Source organism: Brevibacterium aurantiacum, assembly GCF_003932995.1.
Lineage (GTDB): Bacteria > Actinomycetota > Actinomycetes > Actinomycetales > Brevibacteriaceae > Brevibacterium > Brevibacterium aurantiacum.
Genome location: NZ_CP025333.1, coordinates 2,097,683 through 2,119,804, shown reverse-complemented (window position 1 = coordinate 2,119,804; position 22,122 = coordinate 2,097,683). Strand labels below are relative to the sequence as shown.

The window sequence follows — 22,122 nt, the reverse complement described above, 5'->3', positions numbered from 1 at the left end:
AGTGATGGTCGCAGTTGATTCTATCGTTCAGGCCATGGGCCAGGAGCCATCGACGACGGCTTCGGCGTTGCCTTTTCTGCGCAGCCAAGATTGCAGGTCAGCGGCCTGGTCGCGTTTCCATTCGCCTTGTGCGGCCATGATTTCGTCCCGGGTGAGCTGGGCAATTTCCTCTGAGCTCTGTGCCAACGCTCGGGAAATGTCCAGGGCGGCCAGCGCGTCTGCGGCGGCATCATGGGCATCAAGCAGAGAAACCTTCCACCGCTTGGCTGTCTCGGTCAGGGTCCTCTTGCCGCGGCGGAACTGCTCGACCTTTTTGTCCAGGACGAAGGTGTCGACGATCGTCGGCAGCAGGGCCGCGAGACCGATGTGGGGCTGGTGGCGTTTGACCTCGGCGGACATGACGCTGAGGTCGTAGACGATGTTGTGGCCCACGACCACGGCACCTTCCGCTTTGAGATCGGCGAGGACCGTGCAGAGCTCGGCAACCACCTCGGCGACCGGTGCTCCGTTGGCTTGGGCGAACTCGGTGGTGATTCCATGAACGGCCCGGGCCGGTTCGGGAATCTCGACTCCGGGATCGGCCAGCCAGGTCCGGGCGTTTTCGGCGGATTCGACGAAGGCCGCAGTCACGATGCGTGCAGTCGCCGGGTCGACGCCGGTCGTCTCGAGGTCGAAGCCGACGAGTCGCGACTGTGACCAGGCCTCGGCCGAGACCGATCCCGGACTCTGCGAGGCGCGAGACTTCGCAGGAGAGACTGAGGCGGCTGCGGATCCTGATGCGGGCCCGGACCCTGCCCCTGCGGCTGTCGTGCTGGTAGGCACCGGCGCCGGCTGTGTGGTTCCGCTCTGGTCGTTGCCTCGGCCGGCATCGCCGAGTGCGGCGATGAGGTTGTCGACAGAACGACGAATGTTCTGGCCGTGGGCCGCAGCCTCAACCGCAGTACGATCGCATTCGCCGGGGACCGATTCGAGATCGAGCCCATGGGCGACATCGGTCAGACAGCGCATGACCTCGATGGTCTTATGCAGCGTCTCCTCTTCCTCGATGAGGGTGGCGGCTCGTTTGGGGCTGAGACCTCCGGTCTTCACCCCGGCCTTGGCTGCCTTGATGATCGATTCGAGGGAACCGAAGTTCGCCAGCAGCGTCGCTGCGGTCTTCTCTCCGATCCCCGGTGCTCCCGGCAATCCGTCCGAGGGGTCTCCGCGCATCGCGGCGAGCTCACGGTACCTGGTGCCATCGGGGACTCCGTAGGCCTCGGGCAGGTCGGCCTGGGAGATGGCCTCCCACTCTCCGCCCTTGCGGGGACGCAGCACGCTCACATCGGAGGCAGCATCGATGAGGGCAAGCAGATCACGGTCGGGGGAGACGATGACCACGGGTGTCTGCGACTGGGCGGCCATGGTCGCGATCACGTCGTCGGCTTCGGTGCCGTCAACCTCGGCGATGGGGATGCCTGCGGCACGGAGGACATCGGTCATGATCGGCAGCTGCGCGTCCAATTCGGGTGGGATCTCCGTGCCTGCCTCGGCGTCCTTGACTCGGGCGGCCTTGTACTCGGGCATGATCGCGGTGCGGAATGCCGGGCGCCAGTCGGCGTCCATGGTCGCCACGACTCGAGGGGAGTCGAAGCGACGGATCATCTGCGCAATCGCATCGAGAACGCCGCGCACGGCATTGACCGGCTGACCTTCGTCGTTGACGATCGAGTCGGGAACCGAATAGAAGGCACGGTAGTACAGGGCAGGCGTGTCAATCAGAACCAAGGGCTTCACACTCGATGACGATACCCGACACCCCTGACGCGAGTGCAACGTCGCCCACAGCAGAGGTGTAACCTGTCGGCTGTGACTATGTACTTTGGTGGAGATGTTTACAGCAGCGTCGACCCGTTTGCGACTGCCCTGGGCTCGAAGGACGGAAAGGTCTCGTTCATCGGCTCCGACGAAGCTGCGCTTGCAGCGGACCCCGATGCGATCAACCTCGACGGGGATTTCCTGACCCCAGGCTTCGTCCATGCAGGACTGGTTCTGGGTGGCGGTGATCCCGATGGGAATCGACTCGTCGAATCCGGATACACGCACGCGCACATCCTTGGCAGCGCCGAGGATGTGGAGGATTTCCAGGCTCGCGCACCGAAGGGCCTGCGGATCGTCGCCTACCCCGAGATCGGGTCCGACGACGCTGGCAGCGCCGACCAGGTCGAGGGCCGGGCGAGCATCGCCGCGGGCGACTTCCTCGGCCTCGACGAGATGCCCGAGACCGCGCTGTACATCCAGGTCGAGTCGAACCAGCGCCTGGGCGAGGTCCTTGACCGCGTGCGCGGACAGGCAGCACTGGCCCAGCGCAACGGCTATCGCCTGCTGTTGGATTTCAGTGTCGAAGAGGAGTTCGTCACTCCTTTGGGCTACTCCGGCATCGCGATCACTCTCGATCCGGCACAGCCCCAACCTCTGGCGCAGCTGCTCTCGGCAGGTGCTCAGGTGTCGTGGACCGACTCACAGGATTCCCCGTGGGCGACGGTGCGCTCGGCAGTCGTCGGGGAGAACGGAATCGGTGCACGCGCAGCATTCAACGCGGCCACCCGATTCGCTCACCGCGCCGCCGGCAATCCCGATGGGGGAGTCCTTGCCCCGGGCGCGGATGCGGATTTCGTGCGGTGGCAGGTGGAACGACTCGTCGTTCAGGTTGCAGACGCACGTGTGGCGGCGTGGAGCACAGACCCCCGCTCGGGTACTCCCGGACTGCCGGAGCTTTCCTCTGACGTTGCACTGCCGACCCGCATTCCGCTCGGCGAGGACGTCTAGAAGCAGCCGCTTGTGTGAGTCGAGTCACGACTCATCGAAGGCAAGACGACACGCCGAGGAAGATCTATTTTCATCATTCTGTCTTGCGTCTGACCTGGAGATTTGAACATAACCCCAGGTCAGAGCGATTTTGCAAAGACGCTGAGAGCCACTAGATTCGTTGCTGACATTCCACAGCAGCTGGGATGGAGCCGGCACCCCCGTCATTAGATAACTCGTTGCTCAACGTGGTCCGAAGGCGAGGGTGTCGGCTCATATTTTCTCTGCCGCGACGCGTATCGTAGTGGCCGTGGTTTCTAAGACTCTGGTCGTCATTCCGACCTACAACGAACGACTCGCTCTGCCCGTGACGCTGTCGGGGCTGTTTGAGAACCAGCCCGACGTCGATGTTCTCGTCGTCGACGACGGTTCACCTGACGGCACCGGCGAATGGGTAGATGAACAGGCGCGAACCGACCCACGCCTGCACGTCCTGCACCGCAGTGAGAAGTCCGGTTTGGGAATGGCCTACATCGCCGGGTTCGAATGGGCGCTGGAACGCGACTACGAGATCATCTGCGAATTCGACGCCGACGGATCCCACCGCCCCCTTGACCTCGGGCAGCTGCTGGCCGTCGCTCAGGCCGGGCACGCCGACCTCGTCATCGGCTCACGCTGGGTTCGCGGCGGGGCGATCGTGGATTGGCCACGCTCACGCTTCTTCCTCTCCCGCGGAGCCAATATCTACGTCAACGCGGTCATGGGCCTCGGCGTCAAAGACGCGACAGCAGGGTTCCGTGCGTATTCGCGAGAAGTACTGCAGAACCTCGATCTCTCCGAGGTGCAGTCTCAGGGCTACTGCTTCCAGATCGACATGACCTACCGCACCGTCGAAGCCGGATTCCGCGTGGCCGAGGTCCCCATCGTCTTCGTCGAACGCGAGCTGGGGGAGTCGAAGATGAGCGGATCGATCATCTCCGAGGCATTCACCAAGGTCGCCGGATGGGGACTGACCCGGCGCCGACGTCAGGCTCGGGGCCTGCTTGAGCGTCTGACAACACGCAGTCGAACTGCGTGAGGTGATTCCCGGCAGTTTCGGGACGATGAGTTTCGGGACGATGAAGGGCGGGGCGCAGGTCCGATGACCTGCACCCCGCCCTTTCCGCTCGGATACGTTCGTGTGACTCAGTACAGAGGCGCTCAGGCCTGTGCTGGCACCTCTCCGCGACGAACGGCGAGTCGCTCATCGAGCAGAACCTGAAGTTCGTCGAAGGAGCGGCGCTCAAGCAACATGTCCCAGTGGGACCGCACATGCTTGCCCGGCTCCCCATCGGGTTCATTCACGCCGACACGAGTGCCGATGCCGTGGATGCCTGAGTCCCAGGTGGAGGGCACTTCGGCTTCGATCGAGAAGGGAACCTTGAACTTGGTTCCGTCTTCGCACTCGAATTCGACCATCTGGCGAGGTGCCGGTTCGACGCCCTCTTCCGTTTCCAGGCTGCGTGAGCCCAACTGTGTACCGCGGAGACTGCGTTCGCTCATATCTCTCTCACCTTCCGACTCGACTGCAGACGTCTCATACGAAGGAACAGTCTACCGTCTACGCCTATTCCCAGCACTCAGGTCCACGCCGCGATCTCGCGCAGCCCCGGCAGGACATCATCCGTGACGATCCCATCGACGCCGAGGTCGAGGAGGGTGCGCATCTCGGCGACGTCGTTGATGGTCCACACATGGATCTGCAGGCCCGAGCGGTGAGCACGCGAAACGAAGTCCTCGGTGAGGACACGGAGGCCCTTGAACGACATCGGCACCTGCAGGGCATCGAGACCGGCTGGCAGCGGAGTCAGGCCGGAATCCGCGACTCCTGGCAGGGCGCCTAAGGCAAACAGGGCAGACTCGAACACTCCGGCCGAAGAACGGACCCCGGGCAGGGCCTCGCGCAGTCTGCGCAGAGTCGACGAGGAGAACGAGGCAAGCCGGATCCTCTCTCCAGCCTCGCGGCTGCGGATGGTGCGGATCATCGGTGCAATGGAGTGGGCGGCTTTGACATCGATGTTCCAGGCGAGGTCCGGAAGCTCCTCCAGAAGCGTGGTCAGGCGAGGCAGATGCCCGCCTGCGATGAGTTCGATGGAATCGAGTTCGGCGGCCTTGAGATCGCGGATGCGGTGGGGGCGACCTGCGATGCGATCCAGATCGGCATCATGGGCGGCGAACACGACTCCGTCGGCAGACGCATGGACATCGGTCTCCATCCACCGCACGCCGGCCTGATGCGCGGACGCGAACGCCTCGAGGGTGTTCTCACTCATACCGGGCCACTGCCCGCCTCTGTGGGCGATGATCTCTGCCTGAGAATTCATGGTCCAATCCTATGTTGCTGTTGACCTGACGAGCAGGGTCGACAACTATGGAGACATGAGCCGAACACAAGATCCGATTGAACCTGACTACGTCATTGACTCCACCAAGCGGACCCCGACCGAAAGGGTGCGTTCGGCAGCCACCAGAGCCTACGGTGCGGCCAGCAGCGGTGTGAAGAACGCTCGTGAAGCCACCTCTGGCAACCGTCTCATCGAGACCACCGAGACGAACGTGAAGAAGGCGCTGGGCAATGTCTCCCACGCGATCGACGATGCCGTGCGAAGCGGCAAGGTCGAGCGAGTCTTCGACAAGGCCCAGGAAGGTGTGACCACCGGCGCCGATACCGTCCGCAGGCTGGTCAACCGCAAGTCCGAGTGACCCGATAACCATTGATGCGGCACGCTTTTTAGCGTGCCGCATTGCTTTTGTAACAGTTTCTTAATTAGACTGTGTTCAGGTAACGATCCGATAACTTGGAGTCAGTGTTGAGCCTTGCTCGATCACTGAGACCCATGTTTGCGAAGGACACCGGCACATCTATACAAGGACTGACTGTGGGTAAACACTCTTCACCCCGTTCGAAATCGACGGGATCGCTCTTCTCTGCGTTCAAGGCACCGAAGAAGTCCGGACGGCATTCGCCGCAGGGGACCCAGGCATCTGCGAACACCGCTGGGGGAGTGCTGGCCTCGGTGCGTGCACGTCCAGTGCTCTCCGCATTCATCGTTCCCACCGCCGCAACAGCAGCGGTCGTCGCATCCAGCCTGGCGATGGTGCCCGGCAGCGCCGGCGGTGACCAGCAGGTCGTCGCCGAATCTCCTGTCGTCGCCGCAGCCGAGGCGACCCAATCCCCAGATGAGTTCCTGGCCAAAGCGAAGAAGCAGGCCAAAGAGAAGCCAGCCGAGATCTCCCTCAAGTCCAAGGTCGAGACACCGAGCCCGACCCCGTCGGAGACCGCGTCCGACGAGGCTGCGAGCACGGACGCGACCACGGGCGGCACCGCAGGCGGCACAGACACGAAGAAGCCCGCTCCTGATACCAATGACGAACCCTCGAAGTCCGGTGAGTCCGCTGGCGAGTCCGGTACCTGCCCGATGTCGTACTACGGCGGAGGCGATGGATTCGATGGCCGGCCGACGGCCAACGGGGAGATCTTCGACACCAACAAGCTGACCGCTGCGCATAAGACGCTGCCCTTCGGGTCGCAGGTCAAGATCACCAATACCGCCAACGGAAAATCCGTGACCGTGCGCATCAATGACCGTGGTCCCTACCACGGCAGCCGCTGCATCGACCTGTCCAAGGCCGCCATGGAAGCAGTCGGCGGAGTCGGTGCCGGGCAGATCAACGGCAAATACGAAGTCCAGTGACCGTCCCTGGCGTCGCTGAGCGACGTCAGGGACCATTGCACGCGGCCGCTTGACGGGCCCGTTCATGCAGCGCCAGTCGGAGTTCTCCAGGTGATATGACCTCGACTCCGGGCACCGTGATCAGCTGGGAGACAGCGACGTCCACGGGCTCCATCGGAAGGTCGATGACATAGTCGTCGGCGGTGATGGATCCTGCCTCGATTGCCTCCTCGGTGACTCGACCCGGAACTGCCCGGCGCAGATCGTCGAGGCTGTGGCTGGGAACCCGCAGTCTCACCGTCGTCGACCTGACGGTGCGGTCGAATTCGACCTGAGACCGCGACCAATAGTCGCCGAGGTGGAATTCCACCGGCCGTGAAACCGCGACGTAGCGCAGTGCGATCGCAGTCATCCGGGAGACCCGGTAGGTTCGGGGTCTGCCTCCGGGAGGCTGTGCGATGAGGTACCAGCGACCGGCCTTGACGACGAGTCCCAGCGGAATGGCAGTGCGAAGTCGTGATCCCGTACGGGCTGCATACCGAAACTGCAGTCCGCGGTGCGAACGCAGAGCCGTGACGATGACCGAGAGCGCCTCGGGACGCTCATGTGTCATGAACCAGTCGGGCCCGTCGACGAGGACGTTCGATGAGAAGACGGATTCCGTCTCGGACAGGATCTTCTCCCGCGCCGTCGCCAACTCCCGTGCGAACCCGAGATCGGCTGCTGCGGCACCTCCGATGAGCACTGAATCAAGCTCATCACGGGTCATGCCCGACAGCGGAGACGTCCAGGTTCCCAGCAGGCTGATGCCCCCACCTGGGCCGGCCTCTGTCACCACGGGCACACCCATCCGAGACAGGTCGCCGAGATCGCGATAGACCGTCCGTTCGGTGACCTCGAGCCGCTCGGCCAGATTCGCGGCAGTGATCGGTACGCTCCTCGCGCTGAGGATGACGATCTCCGACACCAGCCGTGCTGCCTTCATGCTCATCAAGAATAGTCTTCATCACTGACATGAGGTGTCAGTGATCGCACGAGATGCTGTCATCATGACCTCATCCCAGGCACCAGCAGAACCAGAATTTCCTCCCTTCGTCCAGCGTCCGCTTAAGGGCCGAGTCGCTCTCGTCGCCGGCGCAACCCGGGGTGCCGGACGCGCCATCGCCAGGAATCTGGCCCGGGCGGGAGCGTTCGTGTACTGCACAGGACGATCCACCTCGGCGCAGCCATCCGACTACGGTCGCAGCGAGACGATCGAGGGCACAGCCCAACTCATCGAAGCAGACGGCGGCCACGCCCAGGCGCTCGTCTGCGATCACCTGAAACCGGAGATGATCCACGAGGTAGTGCGCCGCATCGATGAGCAGCACGGTCGGCTTGACGTTGTCGTCAACGACATCGGGGGAGAGGCCTACGTCTCCTGGGGCGAGAAGTTCTGGGACACGGACTTCGACTCGGGCATGAGGTTGGTGAACGCGGGCCTGCTCACGCACCTGCACACAGCCCACGCTGCACTCCCTCTGCTGACACGCACCCCAGGGGGACTGCACATCGAGATCACCGACGGAACCTCCGAGTTCAATGCTGCCCACTACCGGGAGTCCATCTATCTCGACCTGACGAAGACGGCGGTGAGCAGGCTGGCGTTCGGACTCGGCCACGAGCTCAGCGACTCCGAGTGCACCGCGTTGGCGATCACCCCAGGCTGGCTGAGATCGGAGATGATGCTCGACCTCTTCGACACGAGTGAGCAGACTTGGCTGCGAGACTCTCTGGATACCGAGCGTGAACTGCCGCCTGCGGATTTCGCGATTTCGGAGACCCCACACCTGTTGGGGCGAACTGTCGTCGCAGTGGCCTCGGACGCGCAACGGCACCGGTTCAACACACGCACATTGAGCACGCGGGAACTCGCAGATATCTACGCGATCGACGATATCGATGGTTCTCGACCCGATTCCTGGAGCTTCATGGCAGCCAAGGAGGCCGACTTGGGCGCGGACGCCCGCGAGTATCGCTGAAACCGATTCCGCACCGGTCCGACCGGACCCGAACTCGCCTTGGCAGGCCCTGGTTCCCTGGTTACTCTGATCACATAAGTGGAACTTTCGAAGGAGTGCAGGATGACGGATCGAACATGCGATGTGGTCATCGTCGGAGCTGGCCCGACCGGCCTGAGTGCGGCCCGGACGCTGCAGGCAGCAGGTAAGGACGTTGTGGTCCTCGAGGCACGAGATCGTGTGGGCGGTCGGACGTGGACAGATCACATCGACGGTCAGATGTACGAAATCGGTGGTCAGTGGATCTCACCTGACCAGACGGCACTCCTCGAACTCGTCGAGGAGCTGGGCAAGGAGACGTACCAGCGCTACCGAGAAGGCGACAGCGTCTACATCGCACCGGACGGCACACGTTCCGTCTACAGCGGCGACATGTTCCCAGTGGGGGAGTCGACCCAAGCGGAGATGGAACGGCTGATCGCGCAGTTGGACGAGCTCGCCGCCCGCATCGGACCGACAGCTCCGTGGGAAGCCGAGGATGCTGCCGAACTCGATTCGGTGTCGTTCCACCATTGGCTGCGCCAACAATCAGACGATGAGACCGCGTGCGCGAACATCGGCATGTTCATCGCGGGCGGAATGCTGACGAAGCCGGCCACCGCATTCTCCGCACTGCAGGCGATACTCATGGCCGCCTCGGCGGGATCATTCACCCACCTCGTCGATGATCATTTCATTCTCGACCGCCGCGTCGTGGGTGGAATGCAGTCGGTCTCCGAGCAGATGGCCAGCGAGCTCGGTGAAGGCGTCGTCCACCTCAATAGCCCCGTGCGCACCATTGAGTGGACGGAGGATGCGGTGAGCGTCGGCACCGATGCGATGACCGTGTCGGCCGATCGTGCCATTGTGGCCGTCCCGCCGAACCTGTACTCACGCATCAGCTACTCCCCGCATCTGCCCCGACTCCAGCAGGTCTTCCACCAGCACCAGTCGATGGGTCTGGTGATCAAGGTCCATGCCACCTATCCGACACCGTTCTGGCGTGAAGACGGCCTGTGCGGAACCGGATTCGGTGCCGGCCAGCTGGTTCAGGAGGTCTATGACAACACCAATCACGGTGAAGAGCAGGGGACTCTCGTCGGATTCATCTCAGACGTCAACGCCGATGCGATGTTCGCCCTCGACGAGGACACCCGCAAGCAGCGCATCGTCGAATGCCTGGCAGACTTCCTCGGTCCACGTGCCCTGGAGCCTGACGTCTTCTACCTGTCGGACTTCGGCTCCGAGGAATGGACCCGTGGAGCGTATGCGACCAGCTACGACCTCGGTGGACTGCACCGGTGGGGCCGGTTCCAGAACGACCCAGTCGGTCCCATCCACTTCGCAAGTTCGGACATTGCAGCACACGGGTACCAGCACGTCGATGGCGCCATCAGGATCGGGCAGGACACCGCCCGTATGATCTTGGGCACCTGAGCACATGTCTGAAAGGTTGAACTGATGACCTCGGCAACTCCATCACCGGGCCCGACCGGAAGCGCGTCTGCGACATCCGCTTCGGGTCTGAGCTCCAAGGGGCTGTCGGCGGGCAAGATCGGTGCCATCGGCGGTGCCGTCATCGGCATCTCCTGCATCGCGCCCGCCTACACCCTGACCTCGGGGCTGGGACCGACGATCTCGCAGGTCGGTGTGCACACTCCGGCGATTCTGCTCATCGGATTCGTTCCGATGCTGCTCGTCGTCTTCGGCTACCGCGAACTCAACACTGCCATGCCCGATTCCGGGACGACCTTCACCTGGGCGACCCGCGCCTTCGGGCCCTGGCTGGGCTGGATGGGAGGATGGGGCCTGATCTCTGCCACGATCCTCGTGCTCTCGAACCTGGCCGCAGTGGCAGTGGACTTCCTGTTCCTGCTGCTGGCGCAGATCTTCGGTGACCCAGGAATCGCCGATCTGACCCGAGTGCTGTGGATCAACATTCCTGTCACAGTTCTCCTGACCGCGGCCGCCGCGTGGATCTCCTACCGCGGAGTCGAAGCCACCGAGAAGATTCAGGTCTGGCTCGTCGCCTTCCAGGTACTTGCACTCGGCTGGTTCGTCATCGCAGCATTCGTCCACGTGTCCAACGGCACCGCCTTCGACCCCACACCGGTCGAACTCGGCTGGTTCAACCCTGCCGAGGCCGGAGACTTCTCGACGGTCGCAGCGGCAGTGTCTCTGTCCATCTTCCTGTTCTGGGGCTGGGACACCGTCATCACCATGAACGAAGAGGCGAAGGACCCGGAGAAGACTCCCGGACGCGCAGCCATGCTCACGATCATCGCCATCGTCATCATCTACCTGGCCTGCACCGTCGCCGTCATCTCGTTCGCCGGTGTCGGCACCGAGGGGCTGGGCGCGGGGAATCCGGAGAATCAGGAATCCATCTTCGCCGTCCTCGCCGGCCCGGTGATGGGGCCCTTCGCCGTTCTCGTCTCGATCGCCGTCCTCTCTAGCTCACTGGCCTCGCTGCAGTCGACGATGGTCTCTCCCTCGCGCACGATCCTGGCCATGGGCCACTACGGGGCGCTGCCGAAGAAGTACGGAAAGATCTCGCCCCGGTACAAGTCTCCATCCGTGGCCACCATCACCTCGGCGACGGCCGCAATCATCTTCTATGTGGTCATGCGTCTGCTGTCAGAGAACGCACTGTGGGACACGATCACTGCCTTGGGGCTGATGGTCTGCTTCTACTACGGTGTGACCGGCCTGGCCTGCATCTGGTACTTCCGACGGTCCCTGTTCTCCGGGGCGAAGAACTTCTTCTTCAGGTGCCTCTTCCCGCTGGTCGGGGGAGTGACCCTGCTGGTGATCTTCGTGACCACCGCGATCGACTCACTCGATCCCGACTATGGTTCCGGCTCTTCGGTCTTCGGCATCGGACTGGTCTTCGTACTGGGCATCGGCGTCCTGCTCCTGGGTGTGGTCATCATGATCATCCAATCCCGCAGGCACCCCGACTACTTCCGCGGGAAGACGCTGACACAGGGAGTCCACACAGGGTGAGCGCGAGAGGCAGCGACACTCCGTCTGTGCAGCAGCTGGCCATCCTGAGGCGTGTGCGCGACCGCATCGACAGAGAATTCGACCAGCCTCTCAACGTCCAGGAACTTGCCGCCGGGGTGCATATGTCGGCCGGGCACCTCAGTCGCGGATTCAAAGCTGCCTACGGGGAGTCGCTCTATTCCTATCTCATGACCCGGCGCATCGAACGCTCCATGGCACTGATTCGTCGCGGTGACCTGTCGATCACAGATATCTGCTTCGCTGTGGGATTCTCATCGCTGGGCACGTTCTCCACTCGATTCAGCGAACTTGTCGGGGTCTCACCCTCCCGCTACCGTTCCGGCGTCGTCGAAGGCGACCACGACCTGCCGACGATCATCGTCAAGAATGTGCTCAGACCGGTCAGGAATCGAGAAGTTCCACCCCGGTGATGCGCACTAGGATGACGATCATGAATATTTCAATCAACGCCAGCTTCCTGCCTCACACCGATGCCGAAGCATCCCTGACCTTCTACCGTGACGTCCTCGGCTTCGAGGTTCGCCTCGATGTCGGATCAGGGCAGATGCGGTGGCTGACTGTGGGCCCTGCCGGTCAACCCGATACCTCGATCGTGCTCACCCCAGCGATCACCGACCCGACCATCAGCGACGAGGAGAGGGCAGTCATCGAATCGCTCATGGCCAAGGGCAGCTACGCCGCGATCGTGCTGGCAAGCACGAACGTCGATGAGGCCTTCGCCGAGGTGGAGGGCAGGGGAGCCGACATCGTCCAGGAGCCGATGGACCAGCCCTACGGTCTCCGGGACTTCGCTCTGCGGGATCCGGCCGGCAATATGATCCGCGTTCAGCAGCGCGGCTGATCGGTATGACGCATCCAGCCGATGACCATGAGCTCATCCGTGTGCAGGGAGCTCGGGAGAACAATCTCGCAGACATCTCTGTCGACATCCCCAAACGCCGACTCTCTGTGTTCACCGGAGTCTCCGGTTCCGGCAAATCGTCGCTGGTCTTCTCCACGATCGCAGCCGAGTCCCAACGCCTGATCAACGAGACGTACAGCGCCTTCGTCCAGGGCTTCATGCCGACTATGGCCAGACCCGAAGTCGACGTGTTGGAGGGCCTGACCACCGCCATCATCGTCGATCAGGAACGCATCGGGGCCAACCCGCGATCGACGGTGGGCACCGTCAGCGACATCAACGCGAAGCTGCGCATCCTGTTCTCCCGGCTGGCTCAACCGAACCTGGGATCGACCAAGGCCTATTCGTTCAATGTGGCCACGATCAGCGGCAAGGGAGCCGTGACGATCGACAAGGGCGCCGACAAACAGGTCGAGCGACGTACCTTCACCGTCAATGGAGGGATGTGCCCTCACTGCGAAGGAATGGGCACGGCCACAGACATCGACATCGCCGAGGTGGTCGACTCCTCGAGGTCCCTCAACGAGGGTGCGATCACGATCCCCGGCTACAAGCCCGGCGGATGGAGCGTGCGGTTCTATTCGGAATCGGGATACTTCGACCCCGACAAGGCAATCGTCGACTACACCGAGGAGGAGAGGCACAATCTCCTCTACGCCGAGGACGAGAAGATCGTCATCAACGGCACGAATATGACCTTCGACGGACTCATTCCCCGGATTCGACGCTCCTTCCTGTCAAAGGACCGCGACGCGATGCAGAAGCATGTGCGTGAGTTCGTCGATCGTGCGGTCGTCTATACGCAGTGTCCCGAGTGTGACGGCACACGCCTGAACTCGGCGGCACGAGGATCGAAGCTGGTCGGTCTGTCCATCGCGGAAGTCTGCGCAATGCAGGTCTCTGACCTCCTGGACTGGCTCGCCCAAGTCCCCGATGAGGGCGTCAGCAACCTCGTGGAATCACTCATCGCAGATGTGCAGGCCTTCGTCGACATCGGCCTCGGATATCTCTCCCTTGACCGTTCGGCCGGGTCGCTGTCCGGGGGAGAGGCACAGCGAATCAAGCTGGTCCGACACCTCGGGTCCTCACTGACCGATGTCACCTATATCTTCGACGAACCCACGATCGGGCTCCACCCGCACGACATCGACGCAATGAATGGGCTGCTCATCGCGCTTCGAGACAAGGGCAACACAGTCCTCGTCGTCGAACACAAACCCGAGACCATCAGAATCGCCGATCACATCGTCGACCTCGGACCCGGAGCAGGAACAGCCGGGGGAGAGGTCTGCTTCACCGGCACCGTCGGCGACCTCATCACCAGTGACACCCTCACCGGTCGACATCTCAATGACCGTGCGCAGCTGAAGGCGACAACCCGTGAACCGACTGGACGTCTCGAGATCAGGGGAGCACAGGCCCATAATCTGCGTGACGTCGATGTTGATGTTCCTGTCGGAGTCATCACTGCGATCACCGGCGTGGCAGGTTCGGGCAAGAGCACCCTCATCGAAGGATCGCTGCGCCATCGCGATGGTGTGATCATGATCGATCAGGCGGGTATCAAGGGCTCACGTCGGAGCAACCCGGCCACCTACACCGGCATGCTCGAACCCATTCGGAAGGCATTCGCGAAGGCCAACGGGGTCAAACCAGCACTCTTCAGCACGAACTCCGAAGGGGCTTGCCCGGTCTGCAACGGTGCCGGGATCATCTACTCCGATCTCGGAATGATGGCGGGAATGTCAGCTCCCTGCGATGTCTGCGACGGCAAGGGATTTCAGGCCGAAGTCCTCGAATACACGCTCGGTGGCAAGAACATCCGTGAGGTACTCGACCTGCCGGTGACAGCAGCCATCGAATACTTCGCAGCAGAGGAGTCACGTATCCCTGCGGTGAGTAAGATCATCGCCAACCTCGCCGAGGTGGGACTCGGATATCTCAGCCTGGGACAGCCGTTGACGACCTTATCGGGCGGTGAGCGACAGCGTCTCAAGCTCGCCACACATCTGTCGGCCAAAGCCGCGGATGCCGCACAGGTGATCATCCTCGACGAACCGACAACGGGCCTGCACCTCGCCGACGTGGACAACCTGCTCGGAATGCTCGACCGTCTCGCGGATGCAGGCAGAACAGTTATCGTCATCGAGCATCATCAGGCAGTCATGGCCCACGCCGACTGGATCATCGACCTAGGACCCGGGGCCGGACACGACGGTGGCCGCATCGTCTTCGAAGGCACTCCGAAGCAACTCGTAGACGGTGCCCCGGAGTCGGACGCGTCCTTGACCGCACAGCACCTGGCGGCCTACGTCTCAGGTGCCTGAGCCGGATATCGGGGGAGTCTGAGGCGATTCTCGGGGGAGTCGAGCACCTCTGTGACACTCACCTGACGGGCTCGTCTCTCAGTTCGTGTTGTGACTTCTGTGAGTCGATTCGGAGTGCAGAGACCTTGATCTCGGTTCACACCGGCACTCAGATCCGTTACGGTGTATAACGGCTCGGTAACGACCGAGTTACAGAACCGAAATGCAGTCGTATTACGGAGATGAGACAGTGAACCTCTACAGCACAAGCCTCCGCAAGGTCGCCCTCGTTGCAGGAGCCGGCGCGGTCGCCGCAGCCGGACTGACGGGAATGGGCGGCCCAGCTCAGGCCTCCACAGGGGCTCAGTCCTCGGAAGGCGTCTGGGACAAGGTCGCCGAGTGCGAGTCCGGCGGTGACTGGCACATCAACACCGGCAATGGCTACTACGGCGGACTGCAGTTCTCGGAGCAGACCTGGAAGGCCTTCGGCGGTGAGGGTATGCCTCACAAGGCCAGCAAGGCAGAGCAGATCGATGTCGCTCAGAAGACTCTCAAGGAGCAGGGCCCGGGAGCATGGCCGGTCTGTGGTGAAGAAGCTGGCCTGACGAAGGCCAACGGCGCTGCAGACGACGGCGGAGGATCCAAGGACGATGGTGGATCCAAGGATGACGACAAGGTCGGACTCGGCGGCAGCTGAGACACCTGCTGATACACGCAGTTGGCTGACACGCAGTCAGCACGATGACGGTCGCGAATAGCTGAGAAGCTATCCGCGGCCGTCATCTTTTTGTACGCTGGTGACTGACCGGTAACTATGATCGTCGCAGGAATGACAGCAGAACTGATGGCAAGACCGACGGCAGAACTGACAGCTCAATATCAGCGGTATCTCGTGGCTCCCTTGGGGTCATGTGTATAACGCCGATAATATACATTATGTTAAGTAAACTCATTCGTCACCACTATTGCCGCGACCGGCACCATGGCCAAAGGAGAATTCCATGACCGCAGGAACAGCAGACACCACAGGCACCGCAGAGGCGCAGCGCACTTCCATGCCCGGCGCTCCGCGCAGTCTGGACACCACAGCTTCGGGCGCGATCTTCACAATCTGGCAGAAACTGCAGAAGGTCCCGTTCGGCAACTGGCTCTTCACTCGTGCGGTGTGCTTCAAGGCTCCTTATTTTCGAACCGTTCATCCGCAGATCCATGAGCTGCGTCCCGGGTATTGCCGAGTCAGTGCCCCGAACCGTCGCGGCGTACGCAATCATCTCGGCACCTATCACGCCATCGCCTCCTGCAATATGGCTGAAATCGCTGCCGGCATGATGACTGAGGCGACGGTTCCGGCAACGCATCGTTGGATTCCAGTCGGAATGACAGTTGAGTACAAGGCCAAGGCCACCACCGGTGTCACATCCATTGCACGGCTTGATGCGCTTCCGAAATTCGGTGATGATCCGATGGAACTGCTCGCGCCGGTCGATGTCCTCGATGCTGACGGTCAGGTGTTCGTCTCCGCGGAGATCACCATGAGGGTCTCTCGGAAGAAGGCTGCCTAGGTCGACGTGCAGGAAGTCCGATCCCCGGCTCCCCTGCGGATGTGTTTCTGGAAATGCGTTATATGGTGTCGCTATGACCTGCATATTGTGTGACGTGGCCGATGGCACAGAGTCCGCAGAGATCATCTACGACGATCCGGAGTGTCTCGCGATCACTCCCCTTCGCGTTATGGCACCCACGCATGTGCTTCTGTTTCCTCGCGCACACTACGACGGTCTCCCCTATTTTCTCGAGCGTGAGGTCGAGTCCGCGGGTCGGTCGGCTCATGCGGCGGGCAGCGGAGATTGCCGCACAGCGCGGATTAAATGAACGCGGCTATCGGTTGGTGTGGAATTTCGGACCGGACACGAAACAGCGCATCACACATCCGCATCTTCACCTGCTGGGTGGCACCTTGCTTCGAGAAGAGTTGGCCTGACGTTTTGGTGCTGCGATCAACTGTCGGCGGCCGCTCCCCCTCACGAATGAGGTCAGCCCTCGCCTCTCAGCGCCCCGAGATCGCCAGCACGCGCTCTGCGTGGGATCCTGAGTGTCGATGTCTCGGCGATGCATATCCCCCAGTCTCCCCCAATTCGATGATGAGTTCGTCGAGCTCTGTCGACATGAACTTTGCCAGCTCATCATCGATGGGCCACCTATCACCGGTTCCGACAGAGAGGTCGGCGGCGTGGAGCGCCAGTTCGAGTATGCGCATTCGCATCAGCTGATGGCCGGAGATCGGGCCGATGCGATGAGGCACCTGGCGGTCGAGATCGCACTCCCCCGCAATTCTGCGGAAGGCCCGTTCATGGTTCCAGAACGACGCAACTCGATCCTCGCCGAGGTGGTCCTGTCCTCGGGTGGCCTCGACCTCTGCTGGCGGGGCTTGAGCCAGCAGCTTTTCGTAGCGCAGTCCCCCGCCGATGAGGTGGTTGATCAGTTCCCTATTGGTCCACTCCTGGCATCCGCTCCTGAGATCAAAGTGCTCGTCTGAGACTCGGGTCAGAGCAGTCACCCAGCACGTCTCTGCCTGGTCGAGGTAGCTGTCGATGTTCCGCTTGCCCATTGTTCGAGTCTTCCTGATCGCGAATAGTTGTGTTCTTGAGGTTACTCATCGGATTCGTTGATGGTCGGCATTGAGAAGTCTGTTCTTGCCAGTCGGGAAGTCTGGCCAAAGATGATCATTTCAGCCCCGTCCCGGTATACGTTACTCACACACGTGATGTGGACCACAAAGAGGTGGCTCGGTCCCGTGAGCAACTCCGACAAGAAAGTGAGGAGCCCCGCTATGGTGCTGGCAAGTCAGTCGGCCGATTACATCGGTCTCGCAAATGCCCCGGTTCTCTGGATTCTGGCAGCGGCAGTTATGGGCGTTGTCGTCGTCCAGTCACTCATCTACATGACTGCGGTGAAGAAGAACGCCGAATCCGCGGGCATGACCCAACAGGAGGTCAAATCGGCCTTCAGAGCAGGCGGTGTTGCTGCGATCGGGCCGTCATTGTCCGTCGTCCTCGTCGCCATTGCGCTTCTCCCCCTCTTCGGCACTCCCCCGGTCGTCGTACGCGTCGGTCTCATCGGTTCCGCCGCCACCGAGGTTGCCTCGGCCTCGATCGCAGCCGGCACCATGGGCTCGAGCCTCGGTGATGAGACCTTCACTCGTGGCGTCTTCATCGTCGCTCTCATGGCCATGAGCCTCTCGGGTGCAGGGTGGATGATCTCCACCCTGATCCTGACTCCGGTCTTCAAGCGCAGCTCCCACAAGCTGGAGAAGGTCAATCCGGCACTGATGTCCATCATTCCCGGGGCAGCACTGCTCGCGGCCTTCGCCGCACTGACGTTTCGGGAGCTTCCGAAATCCCCGACACACGTCATCGCCATCCTCGTCTCAGCTGTGGTGATGACGATCTGTCTCTTCCTCGCAAAGACGTTGAAACAGCCATGGCTCAAGGAATGGGGACTTGGAATCTCCCTGCTCGTGGGTCTCATCGCGTCCTACTTCGCCCACTACGCCGGTCTTGGCGCACCCGAAGCCTGAGGAGAACATCATGTCCAACATCATCACGTCACCCTCGCACGCGGCCTTCGAACGCACCACGACCAAGTGGGGCTCACTCACTCTGTTCATCGGGTTCCTCATTGCCACCTCGGTGCCCTTCTACCTTCTGTTCGTTGCAGATGCCAACGTCAACTTCGGTGAGATCCTCAAGGGGTTCCTGGCCGTCTTCGCCGTCTACGGCGTCTTCTACATCGTCGAACCACTGACCTACTTCCCGATCCTCGGACCCGCCGGCATGTACCAGGCATTCCTGATCGGCAACATCTCCAACAAGCTCCTGCCCTCGGCGATCGTCGCGCAGGACACGCTCGGAGTGAAGCCGGGTACGCGCAAGGGCGAATACGCGGCCACCATGGCCATCTGCGGAGCGGCACTGATCCACGTAGCCTCCATGGTGCTCTTGGTGGGCATCCTCGGCACCTGGCTGGTCTCGATCATTCCCGAACCGGTGACTCTCGTAGCCAAGCTCTACATCCTGCCGGCCATCCTCGGCGGTGTCACAGTCCAGCTCATCGCCTCTCTGCGGCAGGTCAAGTCCACGCTCATCGCCTTGGGAGCGGCGGCCCTGGTCATCCTCGTCCTCATCCCGCTCGTCCCAGTCCTGGCCTCCGGCGATGTTGCCATCGTCGTCATTCTGACGATCGCCATCACCTGGTTCACCCGGAACAAGGCCCTCACCGACAAGAAGGGACCGGCAGACGGCGACAACGTCGGAATCAACTGACGGTCACCCGCCACCTCGTCATTCAATACCTGAGACCATCGAAGACACCCACACTGTGAAAGGACATCATGTCGCTCAACACCACTCTTCGGAGTGCGATCTCGGACAATCTGGCACAGACAGTCGCCGACTACAAGGACTTCCATCGCACGCCCGAGCTGTCGATGCAGGAGACTCAGACGGCTGCGACGATTCGTTCCAAGCTCGAAGCACTCGGACTTGAAACCCGCACCTACGGCGGCACCGGCATCGTCAGCGTCATCGAAAACGGAGAAGGCCCTGTCGTGGCCTACCGGGCCGACACCGACGGACTGCCGATCGCCGAAGATACCGGATACGACTACGCCTCGACGGCTGAGGGAACACTGCCCGATGGATCGACCACGAAGGTCATGCACGGCTGCGGCCACGATACGCACATCACCGTCGGCCTATATCTGGCCCGCTACCTCGTCGAGCACAAGGACCTGTGGTCAGGCAGCGTGGTCATGATCTTCCAGCCCGGCGAAGAGACCGGCGAGGGCGCGCGGGCGATGCTCGACGACGGACTTTGGGACTCGACCGTCAAGCCAGAGGTCGTCTACGGACAGCACGTGTGGCCCGGTAAGGCCGGACACGTCTACGTGGCCAAGGAGACCGCCATGGCGATGTCCGACTGCATCAAGGTCACGGTCAGAGGCAAGCAGGCTCATGGTTCACAGCCCGAGAACTCAGTCGACCCGATCGTCCTCGGCGCCTATATGATCACCCGCCTCCAGAGCATCGTCTCGCGAGAGATCTCGGGTCGCGACATGGCTGTCGTCACCGTGGGCACCTTCCACGGCGGGCTGAAGGAGAACATCATTCCCGATTCCGCCGAATTCAAACTCAACATCCGCACCTTCAACGAGGAGGTGCGTGAGGTCGTCCTCAACCGGATCGAACGCATCATCCTCGCCGAGGCGCAGGCATCCGGGGCACCGGAGCCGATCATCGAAGAGATGTACCGGTTCCCACGCTGCTACAACGATCCTGCAACCACCGACCAGTTCCTCGAGGCTGCCGGATCCGAGCTCGGAGCAGAACAGGTCCACCTGGACCAGGCCGTCACCGGCAGCGAGGACTTCGGGGCCTTCGGCGATGACATCGACGTGCCCTACGTCTACTGGTTCTTCGGCGGGTACTCCCCCGCCAAGTTCGACGGTGATGAACCGCCGGCAGGCAACCACTCCCCCTTCTTCGCTCCAGACGATGTCGAAACCACACTGGAGACCGGTATTCGTGCGGCACTGAGCGCCGTTCTCAGCACGGTCGGGAAGTGAGACGATGAGCAAGGAACTGGACTGGCTGTCCACCCGTGAGCTGGCGGCGAAGATCGCGACGAAGGAGATCTCTGCGCGGGAAGCACTCAGCGATCACTTGGCACGCATCGATGCTCTCAACCCGGCCCTCAACGCGGTGGTGACCCGCGATGACGAAGGCGCGCTGGCACGCGCCGACGCCGCTGACCAGGCGGTGGCCAACGGTGAGCCGATCGGACCGCTGCACGGCGTGCCGATGACCCATAAGGACACGCACGACACTGCCGGGATGCGCACCACCTGGGGCTCGCCGATCATGGCCGATCGCGTTCCCGAGACTGACTCCCTCATCATCGCCCGACTCAAAGCGGCGGGTGTCAACACGACCGGCAAGACGAATGTGCCTGAGTTCGCGGCGGGCTCGCACACCTTCAACCCGGTCTTCGGCACCACGGTCAATCCCTATGACACGAGCAAGTCCGCCTCGGGCTCCTCCGGCGGAGTCGGGGCGGTCTTGGCCGCTGGCATCCAAGCCTCCGGAGATGGTTCGGACATGGGAGGATCGTTGCGCTCCCCCGCGTCGTTCAACAATGTCGTGGGGTTTCGCCCGTCGAATGGGCGCATTCCTCATACGCTTCCCGGCAACCCGTTCGCGTGGTTGGCACAGAGCGGCTTCATGGCCCGGACGGTCTCGGATGTGGCATTGACGATGAGTGCGACTGCCGGGCCGGAGCCAGGCGGGCCTCGTTCGATCAGTGAGCCCGGCAGCGTCTTCGACCTGCCCGAGTTCGAGCTGGGACATCAGGCCGAACCTGACCTGCGCGGTGTCAAGATCGGATTCAACCCAGACCTCAACGGTCTGCTCCCCGTCGAACGGGAGGTCCATGACATCGTGGCGGGTACGGCAGACGTCTTCTCCGAGCTGGGAGCGAGCGTCGTCGACACGATCCCCAACCTCGGCGATGCCGATGAGGTCTTCAACGTTCGACGAGCCCTCGATTTCGTCCATTCCTGGGGGCCCCTGCTGGAACAGCATCCCGAACAGATCAAGGATTCCGTGATCTGGAACATCGAGATGGGACTCAAGCTGACCGGCACCGAGGTGGTCTCCGCCGATCGTGCTCGTGCACGTCTGCATGGCGAAGTCGACCAGTTCTTCGGTGACCACGACCTCCTGGTGCTCACCACCTGCCAAGTGCTCCCCTTCGACGCCAGCATCGAATACCCCACGGAGATCAACGGGGTCGGACTCGAGAACTATCTCGATTGGATGCGAGCCCTGTGTCTGATCTCGGCCACGGGGTGCCCGGCGATCTCCGTGCCTGCGGGCTTCTCGGAGTCGGGGCTGCCGGTGGGAGTCCAGCTCGTCGCGAAGCCGGGTGCCGACGTGGACCTGCTGCGCATGGCGCATGCCTTCGAAACGGCGACCCAGGTCCATCGCCGTCATCCTCAGCTGGCTGCGTCGATGCCCTGATCCTTCGCGATCTGGGAGATCTCAGTGGCCAAGTCGATGTCCTTGTCGGTGATCGACCCGGCGTCATGGGTGGTCAGTGAGATATCCACATGTGGGAACCGCAGGTCCACATCCGGGTGGTGGCCTGCGGCTTCTGCTGCGTCTGCGATGGCATTGATGAACGTGACTCCGCTGACGAAGGAACCCGTCAGGAACCGTGCGTGGAGTGCGTCGTCGGCCGATTGCCATTGTGTGAGTTCGTCGATTCGATCCTGCATGGACCCAGCTTGGCACCGG

At 62.1% G+C, this 22,122-nt stretch carries 23 protein-coding genes; 17 read left to right on the top strand and 6 right to left on the bottom strand.

The window, feature by feature from the left end; genetic code table 11:
* Positions 1-27: 27 nt before the first annotated feature.
* Positions 28-1,773: a 5'-3' exonuclease H3TH domain-containing protein gene (locus CXR25_RS09870; protein WP_240518460.1), complete on the bottom strand. Its 1,746-nt coding sequence runs from the start codon at positions 1,771-1,773 to the stop codon at positions 28-30.
* 78 nt (positions 1,774-1,851) lie between these two features.
* Between CXR25_RS09870 and CXR25_RS09865 the strand changes: the two genes are divergently transcribed.
* Both CXR25_RS09865 and CXR25_RS09860 read left to right on the top strand, forming a co-directional pair.
* The gene (locus CXR25_RS09865; RefSeq protein WP_009881281.1) at positions 1,852-2,805 is read left to right on the top strand and encodes a hypothetical protein; all 954 of its coding nucleotides are present in this window, start codon (positions 1,852-1,854) and stop codon (positions 2,803-2,805) included.
* A gap of 283 nt (positions 2,806-3,088) precedes the next feature.
* Positions 3,089-3,862, top strand: coding sequence for a polyprenol monophosphomannose synthase (locus CXR25_RS09860; RefSeq protein WP_009881280.1), 774 nt, complete (start codon positions 3,089-3,091; stop codon positions 3,860-3,862).
* A 122-nt stretch (positions 3,863-3,984) separates the two neighbouring features.
* On the opposite strand, the gene CXR25_RS09855 is transcribed toward CXR25_RS09860, so the two are convergent.
* Together CXR25_RS09855 and CXR25_RS09850 are read right to left on the bottom strand one after the other, a co-directional pair.
* A complete protein-coding gene (locus CXR25_RS09855; protein ID WP_029417638.1) occupies positions 3,985-4,326 on the bottom strand; it encodes an RNA polymerase-binding protein RbpA in 342 nt (113 codons plus the stop codon).
* A gap of 77 nt (positions 4,327-4,403) precedes the next feature.
* Positions 4,404-5,147, bottom strand: a complete 744-nt coding sequence (locus CXR25_RS09850; protein WP_114384904.1) for a glycerophosphodiester phosphodiesterase family protein — start codon at positions 5,145-5,147, stop codon at positions 4,404-4,406.
* Between the two features lie 55 nt (positions 5,148-5,202).
* On the opposite strand from CXR25_RS09850, the gene CXR25_RS09845 reads away from it, so the two are divergent.
* Together CXR25_RS09845 and CXR25_RS19140 are read left to right on the top strand one after the other, a co-directional pair.
* Positions 5,203-5,526 carry a hypothetical protein gene (locus CXR25_RS09845; RefSeq protein ID WP_226823530.1) on the top strand — a complete coding sequence of 108 codons (324 nt, stop codon included), beginning with the start codon at positions 5,203-5,205 and terminating at the stop codon, positions 5,524-5,526.
* Positions 5,527-5,702: 176 nt separating this feature from the next.
* Positions 5,703-6,518 carry a septal ring lytic transglycosylase RlpA family protein gene (locus CXR25_RS19140; protein WP_096158734.1) on the top strand — a complete coding sequence of 272 codons (816 nt, stop codon included), beginning with the start codon at positions 5,703-5,705 and terminating at the stop codon, positions 6,516-6,518.
* 25 nt (positions 6,519-6,543) lie between these two features.
* Here the strand turns inward: CXR25_RS19140 and CXR25_RS09835 are convergent, their stop codons facing one another.
* On the bottom strand, positions 6,544-7,488 hold the full coding sequence (locus CXR25_RS09835) for a helix-turn-helix transcriptional regulator (RefSeq protein ID WP_009884894.1): 945 nt from the start codon (positions 7,486-7,488) through the stop codon (positions 6,544-6,546).
* A 58-nt stretch (positions 7,489-7,546) separates the two neighbouring features.
* On the opposite strand from CXR25_RS09835, the gene CXR25_RS09830 reads away from it, so the two are divergent.
* The 9 genes from CXR25_RS09830 (at position 7,547) to CXR25_RS19375 (ending at position 16,751) form a co-directional block, all read left to right on the top strand.
* Complete coding sequence (locus CXR25_RS09830; RefSeq protein ID WP_069601349.1) at positions 7,547-8,518, top strand: SDR family oxidoreductase; 972 nt, start codon at positions 7,547-7,549, stop codon at positions 8,516-8,518.
* A 102-nt stretch (positions 8,519-8,620) separates the two neighbouring features.
* On the top strand, positions 8,621-9,973 hold the full coding sequence (locus CXR25_RS09825; RefSeq protein WP_114384903.1) for a flavin monoamine oxidase family protein: 1,353 nt from the start codon (positions 8,621-8,623) through the stop codon (positions 9,971-9,973).
* A gap of 24 nt (positions 9,974-9,997) precedes the next feature.
* Complete coding sequence (locus CXR25_RS09820) at positions 9,998-11,542, top strand: APC family permease (protein WP_181871737.1); 1,545 nt, start codon at positions 9,998-10,000, stop codon at positions 11,540-11,542.
* A gap of 26 nt (positions 11,543-11,568) precedes the next feature.
* A complete protein-coding gene (locus CXR25_RS09815; protein WP_241211482.1) occupies positions 11,569-11,973 on the top strand; it encodes a helix-turn-helix transcriptional regulator in 405 nt (134 codons plus the stop codon).
* A gap of 11 nt (positions 11,974-11,984) precedes the next feature.
* On the top strand, positions 11,985-12,404 hold the full coding sequence (locus CXR25_RS09810) for a VOC family protein (protein ID WP_009884900.1): 420 nt from the start codon (positions 11,985-11,987) through the stop codon (positions 12,402-12,404).
* 5 nt (positions 12,405-12,409) lie between these two features.
* Positions 12,410-14,791: an ATP-binding cassette domain-containing protein gene (locus CXR25_RS09805; RefSeq protein ID WP_114384901.1), complete on the top strand. Its 2,382-nt coding sequence runs from the start codon at positions 12,410-12,412 to the stop codon at positions 14,789-14,791.
* A gap of 202 nt (positions 14,792-14,993) precedes the next feature.
* Positions 14,994-15,467: a transglycosylase family protein gene (locus CXR25_RS09800; RefSeq protein ID WP_009884902.1), complete on the top strand. Its 474-nt coding sequence runs from the start codon at positions 14,994-14,996 to the stop codon at positions 15,465-15,467.
* A gap of 304 nt (positions 15,468-15,771) precedes the next feature.
* On the top strand, positions 15,772-16,332 hold the full coding sequence (locus tag CXR25_RS09795; RefSeq protein ID WP_206430631.1) for a hotdog fold domain-containing protein: 561 nt from the start codon (positions 15,772-15,774) through the stop codon (positions 16,330-16,332).
* Between the two features lie 101 nt (positions 16,333-16,433).
* On the top strand, positions 16,434-16,751 hold the full coding sequence (locus CXR25_RS19375) for an HIT domain-containing protein (protein ID WP_122992588.1): 318 nt from the start codon (positions 16,434-16,436) through the stop codon (positions 16,749-16,751).
* Positions 16,752-16,817: 66 nt separating this feature from the next.
* On the opposite strand, the gene CXR25_RS09785 is transcribed toward CXR25_RS19375, so the two are convergent.
* Positions 16,818-17,378 (bottom strand): maleylpyruvate isomerase N-terminal domain-containing protein, encoded by a 561-nt coding sequence (locus tag CXR25_RS09785; protein WP_125240537.1) that lies wholly within the window; start codon positions 17,376-17,378, stop codon positions 16,818-16,820.
* A gap of 222 nt (positions 17,379-17,600) precedes the next feature.
* Here CXR25_RS09785 and CXR25_RS09780 point away from each other — a divergent pair, with 222 nt between their 5' ends.
* The 4 genes from CXR25_RS09780 (at position 17,601) to CXR25_RS09765 (ending at position 21,846) form a co-directional block, all read left to right on the top strand.
* Positions 17,601-18,347, top strand: a complete 747-nt coding sequence (locus CXR25_RS09780; protein ID WP_069600157.1) for a DUF5058 family protein — start codon at positions 17,601-17,603, stop codon at positions 18,345-18,347.
* A 10-nt stretch (positions 18,348-18,357) separates the two neighbouring features.
* The gene (locus CXR25_RS09775) at positions 18,358-19,092 is read left to right on the top strand and encodes a hypothetical protein (RefSeq protein ID WP_125240536.1); all 735 of its coding nucleotides are present in this window, start codon (positions 18,358-18,360) and stop codon (positions 19,090-19,092) included.
* 68 nt (positions 19,093-19,160) lie between these two features.
* The gene (locus CXR25_RS09770; RefSeq protein WP_009884621.1) at positions 19,161-20,393 is read left to right on the top strand and encodes an amidohydrolase; all 1,233 of its coding nucleotides are present in this window, start codon (positions 19,161-19,163) and stop codon (positions 20,391-20,393) included.
* A gap of 4 nt (positions 20,394-20,397) precedes the next feature.
* Complete coding sequence (locus tag CXR25_RS09765) at positions 20,398-21,846, top strand: amidase (protein WP_009884622.1); 1,449 nt, start codon at positions 20,398-20,400, stop codon at positions 21,844-21,846.
* Here CXR25_RS09765 and CXR25_RS18645 read toward each other — a convergent pair.
* Positions 21,822-22,103, bottom strand: coding sequence for a 4a-hydroxytetrahydrobiopterin dehydratase (locus tag CXR25_RS18645; protein WP_009884623.1), 282 nt, complete (start codon positions 22,101-22,103; stop codon positions 21,822-21,824). The two genes, CXR25_RS09765 and CXR25_RS18645, sit on opposite strands and share 25 nt — an antisense overlap.
* Between the last annotated feature and the right edge of the window lie 19 nt (positions 22,104-22,122).

What these genes read in the sequence shown, in the direction of transcription:
- CXR25_RS09865 (WP_009881281.1), top strand. Translation starts at nt 1,852, where the DNA reads ATGTACTTTGGTGGAGATGTTTACAGCAGCGTCGACCCGTTTGCGACT.
- CXR25_RS09855 (WP_029417638.1), bottom strand. Translation starts at nt 4,326, where the DNA reads ATGAGCGAACGCAGTCTCCGCGGTACACAGTTGGGCTCACGCAGCCTG.
- CXR25_RS09850 (WP_114384904.1), bottom strand. Translation starts at nt 5,147, where the DNA reads ATGAATTCTCAGGCAGAGATCATCGCCCACAGAGGCGGGCAGTGGCCC.
- CXR25_RS09845 (WP_226823530.1), top strand. Translation starts at nt 5,203, where the DNA reads ATGAGCCGAACACAAGATCCGATTGAACCTGACTACGTCATTGACTCC.
- CXR25_RS09835 (WP_009884894.1), bottom strand. Translation starts at nt 7,488, where the DNA reads ATGAGCATGAAGGCAGCACGGCTGGTGTCGGAGATCGTCATCCTCAGC.
- CXR25_RS09830 (WP_069601349.1), top strand. Translation starts at nt 7,547, where the DNA reads ATGACCTCATCCCAGGCACCAGCAGAACCAGAATTTCCTCCCTTCGTC.
- CXR25_RS09825 (WP_114384903.1), top strand. Translation starts at nt 8,621, where the DNA reads ATGACGGATCGAACATGCGATGTGGTCATCGTCGGAGCTGGCCCGACC.
- CXR25_RS09820 (WP_181871737.1), top strand. Translation starts at nt 9,998, where the DNA reads ATGACCTCGGCAACTCCATCACCGGGCCCGACCGGAAGCGCGTCTGCG.
- CXR25_RS09810 (WP_009884900.1), top strand. Translation starts at nt 11,985, where the DNA reads ATGACGATCATGAATATTTCAATCAACGCCAGCTTCCTGCCTCACACC.
- CXR25_RS09805 (WP_114384901.1), top strand. Translation starts at nt 12,410, where the DNA reads ATGACGCATCCAGCCGATGACCATGAGCTCATCCGTGTGCAGGGAGCT.
- CXR25_RS09800 (WP_009884902.1), top strand. Translation starts at nt 14,994, where the DNA reads ATGCAGTCGTATTACGGAGATGAGACAGTGAACCTCTACAGCACAAGC.
- CXR25_RS09795 (WP_206430631.1), top strand. Translation starts at nt 15,772, where the DNA reads ATGACCGCAGGAACAGCAGACACCACAGGCACCGCAGAGGCGCAGCGC.
- CXR25_RS19375 (WP_122992588.1), top strand. Translation starts at nt 16,434, where the DNA reads ATGGCACAGAGTCCGCAGAGATCATCTACGACGATCCGGAGTGTCTCG.
- CXR25_RS09785 (WP_125240537.1), bottom strand. Translation starts at nt 17,378, where the DNA reads ATGGGCAAGCGGAACATCGACAGCTACCTCGACCAGGCAGAGACGTGC.
- CXR25_RS09780 (WP_069600157.1), top strand. Translation starts at nt 17,601, where the DNA reads ATGGTGCTGGCAAGTCAGTCGGCCGATTACATCGGTCTCGCAAATGCC.
- CXR25_RS09775 (WP_125240536.1), top strand. Translation starts at nt 18,358, where the DNA reads ATGTCCAACATCATCACGTCACCCTCGCACGCGGCCTTCGAACGCACC.
- CXR25_RS09770 (WP_009884621.1), top strand. Translation starts at nt 19,161, where the DNA reads ATGTCGCTCAACACCACTCTTCGGAGTGCGATCTCGGACAATCTGGCA.
- CXR25_RS09765 (WP_009884622.1), top strand. Translation starts at nt 20,398, where the DNA reads ATGAGCAAGGAACTGGACTGGCTGTCCACCCGTGAGCTGGCGGCGAAG.
- CXR25_RS18645 (WP_009884623.1), bottom strand. Translation starts at nt 22,103, where the DNA reads ATGCAGGATCGAATCGACGAACTCACACAATGGCAATCGGCCGACGAC.